Raw genomic sequence first — 12967 nt, forward strand, 5'->3', positions numbered from 1 at the left:
TCTTCTTGTCCTTCTTCTTGTCCTTCTTCGACTTCTTGGCCATCGTCGGACCTCCCTTCGGCGCACGGACTTCCCTTGCGCCGCAACGAAAAACGCGCGGCTGCGGGTAAACAATACGGAAACGCAAGGGGTCTTGGGGTCATCCCAAGATGAACTCCGTGCGGATCGGGCCTCAGACTCGCGTCAAAGCCCAGCACAGTGCGACAAACGCCCCGAGACAGAGCAGCGTGCGCACGTGGTTCCAGGGCACCCAGCGGGGCTCGAACGCCCGTCGCGCCGCCTCCGGATCGTCCCGGCCGGCCGCGTCCAGCGCGTTGTTGAGCGGGATGTGCAGGCCGGCGGTCAGCGCGAGCTGCCCCGCGTACAGCACCAGGCCCACCGCGGTGGGCACCAGCACCTCGGCCGGGCCGCTGATGGCATAGAGGACCGTCGCGGTCGCGGAGAAGACCAGTGCACCGGCGAAGCACAGAAAGAACCATCCGTTGGTGATGGCTCGGTTGATGCGCTGCATCACCTCGGTGAAGACCGCGGCGTCGGCGTCGCGCAGGGCGGGCATGACGGAGATGGAGTACGCGTAGAAGAGTCCCGCCATCATCCCGGTGGTGATCGTGGCAGCCAGCAGAACGGCGATCCGCATGTTGCGGAACGCTAGCGCTTTTCGAACTCACGGGGTAACCAGGTTTACATGATGCCGATCATCGACGGGCACAACGACCTGCCCATGCAACTGCGCGCCCGCTTCGGTTACCGGGTCGAAGGGCTCGACGAGAGCCGGCCGGACGTGCAGACCTCGCTCCCCCGGCTGCGGGCCGGGCAGGTGGGCGGCCAGTTCTGGTCGGTGTACGTACCGTCCGACCTTTCCGAGCCGGACGCGGTGGTCGCCACCATGGAGCAGATCGACGCGGTCTACCGGATGGCCGCCGCCTACCCCGAGGACCTCGCGATCGCCTACAGCGCCGACGACGTCGAGCGGGTCATCGGCTCCGGCCGGATCGCGTCGCTGATCGGCATCGAGGGCGGCCACAGCATCGCCACCTCGCTGGGCGTGCTGCGGGCGTTCGCCCGGCTGGGCGTGCGCTACATGACCCTCACCCACAACCACCACACCTCGTGGGCCGACTCGGCGGCGGTCGAACCGGCGGTCGGCGGCCTGAACGACGAGGGCCGCGCGGTGGTCCGCGAGATGCAGCGGATCGGCATGCTCGTCGACCTCTCGCACGTCGCCACGGTCACCATGCACGCCGCCCTGGACACCGCGTTCGCCCCGGTGATCTTCAGTCACTCCGGCACCCGCGCCCTGCACGACCACCCGCGCAACGTGCCCGACGACGTGCTGAGGCGGCTGCGCGACAACGGCGGCGTCATCCAGCTGACCTTCGTGGCGCCGTTCATCTCGGCCGATTACCGGGCCTGGTTCCTGGCCGCCGACGCCGAATGGCGCCGGCTCGACCTTCCCGAGGTGGGCTGGTGGCCGCCGGCGCCGCGGCCGGGCGAGGACCCGGCGACGGTGCGCAACTGGCCGGCCGGCGACCCGCAGGCCGCGCCGGAGTTCCAGCCCTGGCTGGCCGCCCACCCCCGGCCGCTGGTGACCGTTGCGCAGGTCGCCGACCAGGTCGAACACGCCCGCGAGGTGGCCGGGGTCGAGCACATCGGACTGGGCGGGGACTACGACGGCACCACCGATCTGCCGTCCGGTTTGGAGGATGTCTCCGGATATCCGCGGCTGCTCGACGAACTGGCCGGCCGCGGCTGGACGCCGGCCGACCTCGGCAAGCTCACCGGCGGCAACATCCTGCGGGTGCTGCGCACGGCCGAACAGCTGGCGGAGGAGCCGCTGTGGCCACCGGCCGCGGCCCGCTGACTTTGGTCGATGCCTCCATAGACCAATGACTCCGGCCGTCGACCTCCGGCCGACGCGGCCGGGCCGGGCGTTTCGGCACGCTGAAACGCATGATCACGGTCAACAACCTCACCAAGAGGTACGGGAGACACAGCGCCGTCGATGACGTGTCGTTCACCTGCCCGCCCGGCACGGTGACCGGCTTTCTCGGGCCCAACGGGGCCGGCAAGTCCACCACCATGCGGATGATCTGCGGCCTGACCACCCCGACGTCGGGCACCGCCACCATCGGCGGTGTCCCCTATCGCCGCCTCAGCAACCCGGGACGCCAGATCGGCGTCCTGCTGGACGCCTCCGCCCAGCACGGCGGCCGCACCGGCCGGGAGGTGCTGTCCCTGGCCGCTTTCACCATGGGCGTACGGGCATCAGCGGTCCGGCCGGCCCTCGAGCGGGTGGGCCTGGACGCCACCGCCGCCCGTCGCCGGGTGCGGCGCTACTCGCTCGGCATGCGGCAACGGCTCGGGCTGGCCCACGCGCTGATCGGCGACCCGTCGGTGCTGGTGCTCGACGAGCCGGCCAACGGTCTCGACCCGGAGGGCATCTTCTGGATGCGCGGCCTGCTGCGGGAGTTCGCCGACCGCGGCGGCACCGTGCTGCTCTCCTCACACCTGCTGCGCGAGGTGGAGGCGGTCGCCGACCACCTGGTCGTGATCGGCAACGGCCGGATCGTGGCCGGCGGCTCCCGCGACGAGTTGCTCGCCACCAGCGGCACCCTGGTCCGGGCGGCCGACCCGGCGGCGCTGCGCGACCTGCTCGACCGGGCCGGGCTGGACGCCGCCCCGGCCACCGACGGCGGGGTCGTGGTGCGCGCGCCCGCCGAGACGATCGGCCGGGCCGCCGCCGAGGCCGGCCTGGTCCTGCTGGAGCTGCGGCCGGCCGGCCCCGGCGGCCTCGAACAACTCTTCCTGGAGCTGACCCGATGAGACTCACGCTTGTTGAGTTGCGCAAGCTGGCCGACACCCGGGCCGGGCTCTGGCTGCTTCTGCTGATCGGACTGGGCAGCGTCGGCACCGCCGCCATCCTGCTCGGCTGGGGGGCTGACGAGGAGCAGCGGTTCGCCGACTTCTTCGCCTTCGGTCTGCTGCCACCGACCGTGCTGCTGCCCATCCTCGGCATCCTGTCGATGACCGGCGAGTGGTCGCAGCGCACCGCCCTCACCACGTTCGCCCTGGTTCCGGCCCGGCTGCGGGTGATCGGCGCCAAGGTGGCGGCGGGCGCGATCGTCTCGGTGGCGGCCACCGCCGCGACCATGCTGCTGAGCGCCGCCGCCAACCTGATCGCCATCGCGGCCGGCGGCGACGGCGGCTGGCACGTCGACGGTTCGCTGATCTGGCAGAGCCTGCTGACCGAGCTGCTGTTCGTCGGGATGGGCATGGGCTTCGGTGCCGTGCTGCTCAATTCGCCCCTGGCGATCGTCGCCTACTTCGCCGTGCCGACCCTGTGGGGTGTGCTGGCCGAATCGATCCGGGCGCTGCGCACGGTCGGCGAGTGGCTCAACATCGGCATCACCACCGAGCCGCTGTCCACCCCGTCGATGACCGCCGGCGAATACGGCCGGCTGACCGTCTCGGCCCTGGTCTGGGTGCTGCTGCCGCTGTTGCTCGGCGCCTGGCGGATGTTCCGCAAGGAGGTGAGCTGAGGCTTTGCCGGCCGGGCGGGAGTAGGCTCCGGCGATGCCCATCGGAGCGCAACCGCCCGGCCGGCACGGCACCGTCGACGAGCCGTACAGCGCGCTCAACCTGCGGCTCGTCCTCGCCGCGTTCGGCTTCGTGGTGTGCACGGTCCTGTCCATCTGGCTGTTCCACGCGGGCTGGACACTGCCCGGCTGGCTGCTCGCCGCGTGGGCGGTCGCCGCGGTGATCGACATGGTGGTGGTGCAGCTGCGGCGACGGGCCCGGCGGCGCGCTGAGGGCGACAGCCACCACTCCCTGTTCGAGTAGCGAGTCTTGCCGAACCCCTGGTCAGGTACGGGGTAGCTTCACGTTTTATGACTTACGTCCGGTTCGGGGGATTTCTCGTTTCGCTCCTCTGCGCGACGGGTGCTTTTGGCGCGGCTCCCGTGAACGCGGCTCCCCTGAGCGCGCCTGACGACTCCCGGGAGCTCGATCTGTCGCGGTTCCCGGCCGGCCCGCGTTACCACCCGCGGCCGGAAGGGCGCCGGGTGGCGGCCGGGACGCCGGCGATCGGCACCCAGCGGCAGTGGGTCGGGCTCGACGACACCACCAGCAAGGTCTATCCGAAGTCGTACCGGCTGCGGGCGGTCGGCCGGCACATCGAGGTGTGGGTGGCCGACGACATCGCGTTCCCGGCGACCGACTGCCGCACGGACGCGGTCGACGTCACCGACGCGCAGATCGCCGGCCTGATCCACGAGTTCGACGACACGATCTATCCGAAGGAGACGGCCGCCTTCAGCGTCCCGCCCGACCGGGACGGCACCAACGCGACCCGCAGCGGCGATTACACCGGCGACGGCGACAAGACGGTCACCCTTGTCGACAACATCCGGGACGACAACTTCTACCAGTTCCCGAAGGCGGTCACCTTCGTGGCCGGGTTCTTCTCGCCGGACCTCAACCAGATGTTCGACCGCAACGTCATGACGATCGACGCGTACGACTGGAAGCACCGCTTCGGCGCCGAACCGGCCGACGAACCCACCGGCAACCTCTGCACCAGCCGCCCGGCGCACCCCCGGATGTACGAGAGCACGTTCGCGCACGAGTGGCAGCACCTGCTCGAGTACTACGCCGACCCGGACGAGGAGACCTGGCTCAACGAGGGCCTGGCCGACTTCGCGCAGACCCTGGTCGGCTATGTGGACGGCCGGGCCGGCGTCAACGACCCCGGCAACGACAACCACCTGTTCTGCTACCAGGGCTTCGGTCCGGTCAAGACGAAGTACAACCCCGACCCTCGGCACTGCGGCGGCCCGCAGAACTCGCTGAACCTGTGGGACGAGGGCGCCCCGAGCGAGGTGCTGGCCGACTACGGCATCGTCTACCAGTTCATGCTCTACCTGCGCGACCGCTTCGGCCTGCCGACGATCACGCTGCTGCACCGCGACGGCCTGCGGCACGGCCTGGCCGGCGTCCAGGCGGCTCTGCCGACCGGCACGGCCCTGTACGACGTGCTGCACGACTTCCAGACCATGACCCTGGTCGACAAGATCGTCGGCGAACCGGGCGGCGAGATGAAGGGCGTACCGCGCGGCCGGGTGACGGCCGACAGCGTGCGCTCCACCGTCAACCTCGACAACCCGACGGCTTTCGACCAGCCCGGCGCCGCCCCCAACGGCGCCGACTACGTGCCGCTGCCGACCCCGCTGAGGTCACTGTCCTTCGAGGGCGGAAAGACGCTGCCCGCCCTGCCGACCGGCTGGACGGTCGCCGAGAACACCCTGTTCTGCGGCAACACCCCCAACCTCGACTCCGAGGCGGTCCACCCGGTCACGGTCCCCGCCGTGTCACCCACCCTGAAGCTGGAGACCGCGTACGCCCTGGAGGACGGCTACGACTTCGCCTACGTCTCGGTCTCCACCGACGGCGGCCGGACCTACACCCCCGTGGCGAGCGACCGGAACCGCAAGGGAGCGCTGGGCCCCGCCCTGACCGGTCTGAGCGGCAAGGTGGTGACGGTCAGCTACGACCTGAGCGCCTACGCGGGCAGGAAAGTCCTACTGAGCCTGCGCTGCACAGCCGACGACGTCGTCAACCGAGGCGGCTGGCGAATCGGCAAAATCACCCTGGGCGACAAGACGGTGAGTGACGGCACCTCCTTGGCGGCTTGGCGCTCCCCCACCGCGATCGTCCCCACCCCGGTGCATGCCTGGCACGCCACCCTGGTCGGCATCGACGGCCACCGCGCCCGCCTGGTCCCGATCAACAGATGGGCCGACCTGAAGGCGTACCCCAAGGTCGTCGCCATCATCGCCTACGACGAGCCCACCGAAAAGATCAACCGCTACGCCCCGTACCGCCTGGTCGTAAACGGCAAGCTCCAGCCGGGCGGCTCCACCCCGACCCCAGCGCCACTTCAGCCGGGCGGCTTCGTTTCGGTGCCGGTGTCTTCGGGCGGGGGGAGCACGCCGTAGATCAGGGCGGTGGAACCGGCGCCGGCTCGGTTGATGTGGCCGCCGCAGAGGATGTGGGCGCCGGTTGGGGGCAGGGCCGCCAGGTTGGCCAGGATCTCCAGGCTGATGCGGTGGCGCTGGTAGACCAGCCGGGACACCGCGTAGGTGGTGTCGATGCCCGGATCGGGGCTGAACGCGTCGGTGCCGGTGCCGCCGCGATGGCCGATCCGGCCGGTGTCGGCCAGCCAGCGCACGGTGTCGAGCGCGAAGCCCGGGTGGTGCAGAGCGCCGCCGGCATCGGTGTTCAGGTAGGCGGGGCTGCCCCACTTCGCGTCCCAGCCGGTCCAGATGATCACCATCGACTCGGCTGGGATCTGGCCGTGGTGGCGTTCCCACTCTTCGACGTCGCCGATCGTGACCTGGTAATCGGCGTCTCGGGCGCAGCTGTCGCGCACGTCGATCTTCACGGCCGGCAGGAACAGGTCGCCCAGGTCCAGGTCGTCGGCCAACGCCTCGCCCTCGTTGAAGTGGCCGGGCGCGCCCCAATGCGTGCCGGTGTGCTCGCCCTGCCGCACATATCGCGTGTAGTAGCCGTCCTTCTCGATCGTCGCCACGGTCTCGAGTTCGAACGGCGGGTCCCCCGGGTAGATGTTCGTGGTGGCCGGGTCGTTGACGTGCGAAAGGCTGACCAGTAACTCCCGCTTCATCCCGCACCCTCGGTTTCTCGTCGCCCGGAAACATTGACACTGTCATGGTGACAGTGTCAAGCTCGCAGCGTGTGGACGATGGAAGAGTTGGTCGAGCGAGTGCGCCAGGCCCTGGAGGCCGAATACCCCGGCGCACCGAACGGCCGTGTCCGCGACGTGCCCGACCGCCGAGCCATCCGGTGGTATACGACGATCGGCCTGGTCGACCGCCCGCTCGGCATGCGTGGGCGCACCGCGCTCTACGGCCCCCGTCACCTGCAGCAGCTGGTGGCGATCAAACGGATGCAGGCGGCCGGCCGCAGTCTGGCCGAGATCCAGGCCGACTTCGTCTGGCTCAGCCCCGAGGCCCTCTCCGAGGCCTCGCGGGTGCCGGACAGCCTTCTCGGCACCGACGACGCCGAGGCACCAACCGAACAGGCGGCGCGCCCGCGTTTCTGGGCGGACCACCCGGCCGCCACTGCGGCCGCCGCCACTGCCGCGGAACCGTCCGTGCGCCGGGCCGCCCTAGGGCTGTCCGAGAGCGGCATCCCCGCGCCGGTGCACGGCGTGACGCTCGGCGGCGGCGCCATCCTGCTCCTGCCCCATCCCGCGTCCGACGGCGACCGCACCGAGATCGCCGCGGCCGCCGCTCCCCTGCTCCGCCTGCTCGAGTCCCGTGGCCTGATCGATGGGAGACCCTCATGACCATTTCCGTCACTCCGATGAGCCCGGGTGAGCTCGACCGCATCCGGATCCTGCCCGACGCCGGCTTCGGCCACCTGGTCACCGACCGGGGCAATCTGCCGCTCGATCGGCTCGACGTCCGCGCCCGGGTGAGCGGGCTGACCGCCCGCACCACGGTGGTCACCGAGTTCGTCAACGCGCACGACACCGCGCTCGAGGCGACCTACGTCTTCCCGCTGCCCGACCGGGCCGCGGTCACCGGCATGACGATGACCGCCGACGACCGCACCGTCGAGGCCGAGCTCAAGGAGCGGGGCGCGGCCCGCGAGGAGTACGACCAGGCGATCGCCGCCGGGCAGCGCGCCTCGATCGCCGAAGAGGAGCGGCCCGACGTGTTCACCATGCGGGTCGGCAACATCCTTCCCGGCGAGCGCGTGACGATCGAGCTGCGTCTGGTCGGTCCGCTGCCGTTCGAGGACGGCGCGGCCATGTTCCGCTTCCCGCTGGTCGTCGCGCCGCGCTACGTCCCCGGCACTCCCCTGCCCGGTCCCTACGTCGGCGACGGCCAGGTGCCCGACACCGACGCGGTGCCGGACGCCTCCCGCATCTCCCCGCCGGTGCTGCTGCCCGGCTTCCCCAACCCGCTGCGGCTGTCCGTCGGCGTCGCCATCGACCCGGCCGGTCTCACCCTCGGCGAGGTTCGCTCCAGCCTGCACACCGTCACCGACAAGGACGGCACGCTGAGCATCGAGCCGGGCGAGCGCGCCGACCGCGACTTCGTGCTGCGCATCGCCTACGCGGGCGGCACCGAGACGGCGATCGCCGTGCCCGACGAGACGGCCGACGAGCCCGGCGGGGTCTACCAGTTGGTCGTCCTTCCGCCGGAGAGCAGCGCCGCGGCCCGCCCGAAAGACGTGGTTCTGCTGCTCGACCGGTCCGGCAGCATGGGCGGCTGGAAGATGGTGGCCGCCCGCCGCGCCGCGGCCCGGGTGATCGACACGCTGACCACCGCCGACCGCTTCGCCGTGCTCACCTTCGACCACCAGATCGACCGCCCGGCCGACCTGGGCGAGGGCCTGGCCGAGGCGAGCGACCGCAACCGTTTCCGCGCGGTGGAGCACCTGGCCCGGGCCGACGCCCGCGGCGGCACCGAGTTGCTCGCCCCGCTCACCGAGGGCCTGGGCCTGCTGCGCGCCAGCGATGGCCGGGACCGGGTGCTGGTGCTGGTGACCGACGGCCAGGTGGGCAACGAGGACCAGATCGTCCACGATGTCACGGCACTGATCGGCACCACGCGCGTGCACACCATCGGCATCGACCGTGCGGTCAACGCCGGCTTCCTGGGCCGGCTGGCCGCGCTCGGCGCCGGCCGTGCCGAGCTGGTGGAGAGCGAGGACCGGCTGGATGAGGCGATGGAGCACATCCACCGCCGGATCGGCGCGCCGGTGGTCACCGGCCTGCGGGTGGAGGCCGACGGCCTGCGGCTGATCGACGACGAGCGCACTCCGGCGCGGCTGCCCGGCCTCTACCCGGGCGTGCCGCTGGTGGTCGCCGGCCGCTTCGCCGGAAAGCCCGGCGGCACTCTCACGGTGACCGGCCGCACCCGAGACGACCAGGAGTTCCGTACGACGGTCGAGGTCCACGAGCGCACCGAGCCGGCGATCGCCGCCCAGTGGGCCCGAGCCCGCCTGCGCGATCTGGAAGACGCCTACGCGGCCGGCGAGCGCACCCTGGAGCAGCGCATCGTCGCGACCTCGCTGCGCTACGGCGTGCTGTGCCGCTTCACCGCGTTCGTCGCGGTGGACAGCCGGGTGGTCAACGAGGGCGGGCAGACCCGCCGGGTGACCCAGCCGGTCGAGCTGCCGTCCGGCTGGCAGGGCAGCGGCGACGTCGCCCCCGCGATGCTCCGGATGAGCGCCTCGGCCGCGATGCCGCCCGCCCCGCCGTTCGCGGGAGCCCCGGCCGGCCCGGCCCGCTTCGCCCCGGCCCGAGCCGAGGCGGCCCCGGCCGACGGCCTGCGGTCCCGGGCCCCGATCGGCTTCGCCACCGTCCCGTCGATGCTGCGAGCCGGAAAGATGGCCGTCCCGGCCGGCGCTGCGCCCACCCGCGACCAGGTGCGCGAGATCGCCGCGACGGAGGCGACCCGCCTGCGCGAGGCTGCTTCGCGGCCCGCCTACGAACGCCGCGACCTGCTGGACGACCTCTCCAGCCGTCTGGCGGTCCTGCTCGGCTCCCTCACCGACAAGGAGTTCAGCCCCTTGCACGACCTGGTGACGCTGCTCGACGGCGACACCGGCCTGGACGAGAAGTGGACCAGGGCGGTGGAGGTCCTGACCGCGTTCGGCGGCGAGAGCCCGAAGCCGGAAAACGCCGGCCCGTCCCGCAAGACGTTCTGGAAGCGCTGACGGCGGATGCCCCGTCCCTGGTTCGGGGCGGGGCATCCGGTGAGGTGGGTTGTGGGGTGGGTCAGTGGACTGGCGGGAGCACCTTCGGGGCGTTCGGGGCCGGGAGGCCTTGCGCGGCGATCTCGGCCGGGGTGGCCGTGGCCAGGTCGAACGGCACCGACTGGGCGGCGGCGTCATCGTCGTTGTCGAGCGGGGTGCGGAACGGCTGCACGTCGCCGACGCAGGTGGTGCCCTTGGTGGGCAGCGAGCGGTACAGCAGGTAGCGGTCCGTCGCGCCGGTCGCGCAGACCGACGTGCCGTAAGCGGTGTGGCCCCAGTTGTTGCTGGACAGCAGGCGGCTGTTCGGCAGCAGCTTCGACGACGCGACCGCGTCGGCATAGTTGGTTGCCGGGTCCCAGAAGCTTCCGACGATCAGGACGGGGTGCTTGGTGCGCTTGGTGAACGGGCCGGTGTAAGCGTCCTCGTCGCGGACCGTCCAGTGGTCGCCGGCGCACTGGACGCTGGCCCACGCCCAGGCGCGGCCGAAGTAAGGGGCGCGCTGGTCGGCCTTCGCCGCGGCCTTCGGCCAGGACGTGCCGTGCGCGGGGTGGCGGCCGTCGGTGCACATCACCGCGGAGTAGGCGTCGAACGAGTTGTCGTAGGGAAAGGCGCGGCCCTCGGCCTGCTTGCGCATCCGGCGGAACAGGTCGGCCGCGGCGGTCAGCTTCGCGCTGCTCGGCCGGTAACCGGGGGTGGTCAGCGCGAAGACCTCGGCCGCCAGGCCGGTGACCTCAGCACCTGCGGCCGGCTCGTACAGGGCGCCCAGCACCATGCTGATGAACGTGGCGTAAGTGACCGTCTGGTCGTCGACGACAAGCGGCTTCTTCTTCAGGCGCTCGGCGATCACCCGGAAGTTCTGCATCGGACTCTGGCTGAACGCGCACTTCGTGTGCCCGGCCGCGGAGCAGCGGCGCAGGATCTCGGCGAGAGCCTTGTAGGCACCGTCGGCGGAGTGCAGGCGGTCGTCCTGGATCTGCCCGGCGGTCTTCGCGTTGCCCACCCAGGCCTGCGGGTTGATCACGCCGTCGACGGCGATGGCCCGGAAGCGGTCGGGGAACATGTTGGCGTAGTACTGGCCGAGCGCGGTGCCGTAACTGAAGCCCAGGTAGGTCAGCTTGCTGTCACCGACGGCGCGGCGCATCACGTCCATGTCCCGGGCGACCTCGGCCGTCGACATGCTGCCGGCCAGCTCCCGGCCGGTCGTCGAGCAGGCGTGCGCCATCTTGCCGGCCGCGGTGGTGTACGCCTTCTCCTGCGCGGCACCCCACGGGAAGCCGATGCTGAGCTGGTTCATCACCGGCGTCTGCCGGGCCGCGTCGCCGAAGCAGTTGACCTGGTCGCTGAACCCGATGCCGCGCGGGTCCATGCCGACGACGTCGAAGCGGTCCAGCAGGGCGTCGCTCATGAAGTACGGCGCGGCGAGCGCCATCGCGGTGGCGGAACCGCCGGGGCCGCCCGGGTTCACGAACAGGCTGCCGATCCGGTTCTTCTGGTCCCGGGCCTTCACCCGCAGGAGCGCGAGGGTCACCTGCTTGCCGTTCGGCCGGTCGTAATCGAGCGGCACCTTCGCCGTCGCGCACTGACCCCAGCCGTAACAGGAGTACCAGCGCAGCTTCGGAGTGGCGACCACGTCGACGCGGTGCCGCTCGACGGCACCGGTCCGATCCCCGGAGGCCGCGGGTGCGGCGATGACCGGAGTGGGTGCGATCATCGCACCGGCCAGCGCCAGCCCCGCGGCGCCGGCCGCGAGCAGACGGGTGGAGAGCCGCATGTGTGACCTTCCTGGTGACCCGGTCCCCCTGTTGTCCCGGATAGTCAGAAAGGTAGGTTCGCGGCGGATCTTCTCGGTTTGCGGTAAAGGTGTAGCTCCGTTGCGACCGTTCGGTGTCCGCTTCCCGACCGTTCGGGCATCGCCGCAGGTCAGTATGTGTCGTGTCGGCCCGGATGAGCTCATCACACGGAAAGTCGGATGTTTCGCGCCGGGCGTGTCCCCCACCGCCGCGGGTAGGTTGGGCGGTCGATCGTCTCTGACAAGCTCGATGGCGGCGGGTGATTCGTGACGGACGGCGACTACGACGAGGAGCGTGACCCGCTTCTCGTCCGGCCCTATCTGCATGGTGACGCGGGCGCCGAGAGCGGCGACGCGTCTACGCAGACGTGGCCGTCGGCGACCACTCGCGAAGTCCGGTCGCACATCGCCCTCGACGGTGCCGACGACCCCACCGCCATCCTCTTCCTGCCCGATCCGCCTCGCCGCCGGCACCACCGTCTGCTGATCGTGGCCGTCGCCGGGTTGCTGATCGTGCTCGGCGCCGCCGCCACCGCCGTGGCGACTCTGCGCACCGACGGCCGCCCGTCGGCTTCGGCGACCCTGCCCGAGCCGCCGGTTCCGGCGCTCAACGGCCTGGTCCCCTCGGCGAAACCGGTGTCCTCGGCGGTCACCTCGTCACCCGTACCCAGCAGATCGGCGCGCCGGAACGCGACCGTCGCACCGACCGCGACCAGCGGCAAAGCGTCCGGCAAGCCGAGCGTGACCGGCACCGTCGGCGAGGACGGCAAGACGGTGATCGCGCCGGGCGACGCCGTCGCGCCCGAGGTGCCGGCGACCGACCGCACCGGCACGATCCGCGGGCAGAACGGGCTCTGCCTGGACCTGAACGGCGGGGTGGCGATCGCGTTCAACCACGTTCAGGTCACCGACTGCAACGGCACCGAGGCGCAACGCTGGACGCTGGCCACCGACGGCACCCTGCGGGTGCAGGGCATGTGCGCGCTGATTCTGGGCGACGACACCGTCCACATCGTCGGCTGCGACGGCCGCACCCCGGCGCAGTGGCGCACCTCCGGCCAACTGATCATCAACGCGGCCAACGACGAATGCCTGACCGACCCGGCCGGCGGCGCCACGGCCGGCACCGCCGTAACGGTGACCACCTGCAACGGCCGCGCCAACGAACGCTGGTCCCTCCCCTGAAGCCGGCTCCGACCAAGCCGGACCGCGGGCTCTTCACGGCGCTCAACCGGCACCTGATCCGGCGCCGGATCAATGCGACGCACAAGCGCGCCGTCGCGGGCAGTTTGGCGAACCGCACAGGTGGCTGACGGGGGTAGCGGGCGAACCGCACAGGGTGGCCCGCGACCGGTAGCTGGCGAACAGCATGGGTGGCTGACGGGGGTAGCG

Annotated in this window: 11 protein-coding genes; 8 read left to right on the top strand and 3 right to left on the bottom strand. The window is 71.3% G+C overall.

The features are described from left to right. Positions 1–172 precede the first annotated feature (172 nt). Positions 173–637, bottom strand: a complete 465-nt coding sequence (locus Ate02nite_RS17155; protein ID WP_203806528.1) for an anthrone oxygenase family protein — start codon at positions 635–637, stop codon at positions 173–175. A 48-nt stretch (positions 638–685) separates the two neighbouring features. Between Ate02nite_RS17155 and Ate02nite_RS17160 the strand changes: the two genes are divergently transcribed. From Ate02nite_RS17160 to Ate02nite_RS17180, 5 genes are all read left to right on the top strand, one after another. Beyond that, positions 686–1861 carry a dipeptidase gene (locus Ate02nite_RS17160; RefSeq protein WP_203806530.1) on the top strand — a complete coding sequence of 392 codons (1176 nt, stop codon included), beginning with the start codon at positions 686–688 and terminating at the stop codon, positions 1859–1861. An 89-nt stretch (positions 1862–1950) separates the two neighbouring features. Further along, on the top strand, positions 1951–2823 hold the full coding sequence (locus Ate02nite_RS17165; RefSeq protein WP_203806532.1) for an ABC transporter ATP-binding protein: 873 nt from the start codon (positions 1951–1953) through the stop codon (positions 2821–2823). Then, the gene (locus Ate02nite_RS17170) at positions 2820–3539 is read left to right on the top strand and encodes an ABC transporter permease (protein WP_203806534.1); all 720 of its coding nucleotides are present in this window, start codon (positions 2820–2822) and stop codon (positions 3537–3539) included. Before Ate02nite_RS17165 ends, Ate02nite_RS17170 begins: the two co-directional genes overlap by 4 nt. 34 nt (positions 3540–3573) lie before the next feature. Continuing rightward, a complete protein-coding gene (locus Ate02nite_RS17175) occupies positions 3574–3840 on the top strand; it encodes a hypothetical protein (protein WP_203806536.1) in 267 nt (88 codons plus the stop codon). Between the two features lie 119 nt (positions 3841–3959). Further along, positions 3960–5993, top strand: coding sequence for a M6 family metallopeptidase (locus Ate02nite_RS17180; RefSeq protein ID WP_239147476.1), 2034 nt, complete (start codon positions 3960–3962; stop codon positions 5991–5993). Here Ate02nite_RS17180 and Ate02nite_RS17185 read toward each other — a convergent pair. Further along, complete coding sequence (locus Ate02nite_RS17185; RefSeq protein ID WP_203806540.1) at positions 5936–6679, bottom strand: cyclase family protein; 744 nt, start codon at positions 6677–6679, stop codon at positions 5936–5938. The genes Ate02nite_RS17180 and Ate02nite_RS17185 overlap by 58 nt on opposite strands. A gap of 78 nt (positions 6680–6757) precedes the next feature. On the opposite strand from Ate02nite_RS17185, the gene Ate02nite_RS17190 reads away from it, so the two are divergent. Next, positions 6758–7363: a MerR family transcriptional regulator gene (locus Ate02nite_RS17190; RefSeq protein WP_239147477.1), complete on the top strand. Its 606-nt coding sequence runs from the start codon at positions 6758–6760 to the stop codon at positions 7361–7363. Next, positions 7360–9747, top strand: a complete 2388-nt coding sequence (locus Ate02nite_RS17195) for a VIT domain-containing protein (protein WP_203806544.1) — start codon at positions 7360–7362, stop codon at positions 9745–9747. The genes Ate02nite_RS17190 and Ate02nite_RS17195 overlap by 4 nt, the downstream gene beginning before the upstream one ends. A gap of 61 nt (positions 9748–9808) precedes the next feature. On the opposite strand, the gene Ate02nite_RS17200 is transcribed toward Ate02nite_RS17195, so the two are convergent. Further along, positions 9809–11557 carry an alpha/beta hydrolase gene (locus tag Ate02nite_RS17200; protein WP_203806546.1) on the bottom strand — a complete coding sequence of 583 codons (1749 nt, stop codon included), beginning with the start codon at positions 11555–11557 and terminating at the stop codon, positions 9809–9811. Between the two features lie 285 nt (positions 11558–11842). Between Ate02nite_RS17200 and Ate02nite_RS17205 the strand changes: the two genes are divergently transcribed. Next, on the top strand, positions 11843–12760 hold the full coding sequence (locus Ate02nite_RS17205; RefSeq protein ID WP_203806548.1) for a ricin-type beta-trefoil lectin domain protein: 918 nt from the start codon (positions 11843–11845) through the stop codon (positions 12758–12760). The last annotated feature ends 207 nt before the right edge of the window (positions 12761–12967 follow it).

The organism is Paractinoplanes tereljensis (assembly GCF_016862435.1).
Taxonomy (GTDB): Bacteria; Actinomycetota; Actinomycetes; order Mycobacteriales; family Micromonosporaceae; genus Actinoplanes; species Actinoplanes tereljensis.

Excerpts from the sequence above, each read along its gene's own strand:
- Ate02nite_RS17160 (WP_203806530.1), top strand. The coding sequence starts at position 686 with ATGATGCCGATCATCGACGGGCACAACGACCTGCCCATGCAACTGCGC.
- Ate02nite_RS17165 (WP_203806532.1), top strand. The coding sequence starts at position 1,951 with ATGATCACGGTCAACAACCTCACCAAGAGGTACGGGAGACACAGCGCC.
- Ate02nite_RS17170 (WP_203806534.1), top strand. The coding sequence starts at position 2,820 with ATGAGACTCACGCTTGTTGAGTTGCGCAAGCTGGCCGACACCCGGGCC.
- Ate02nite_RS17185 (WP_203806540.1), bottom strand. The coding sequence starts at position 6,679 with ATGAAGCGGGAGTTACTGGTCAGCCTTTCGCACGTCAACGACCCGGCC.
- Ate02nite_RS17155 (WP_203806528.1), bottom strand. The coding sequence starts at position 637 with ATGCGGATCGCCGTTCTGCTGGCTGCCACGATCACCACCGGGATGATG.
- Ate02nite_RS17195 (WP_203806544.1), top strand. The coding sequence starts at position 7,360 with ATGACCATTTCCGTCACTCCGATGAGCCCGGGTGAGCTCGACCGCATC.
- Ate02nite_RS17200 (WP_203806546.1), bottom strand. The coding sequence starts at position 11,557 with ATGCGGCTCTCCACCCGTCTGCTCGCGGCCGGCGCCGCGGGGCTGGCG.
- Ate02nite_RS17175 (WP_203806536.1), top strand. The coding sequence starts at position 3,574 with ATGCCCATCGGAGCGCAACCGCCCGGCCGGCACGGCACCGTCGACGAG.
- Ate02nite_RS17190 (WP_239147477.1), top strand. The coding sequence starts at position 6,758 with ATGGAAGAGTTGGTCGAGCGAGTGCGCCAGGCCCTGGAGGCCGAATAC.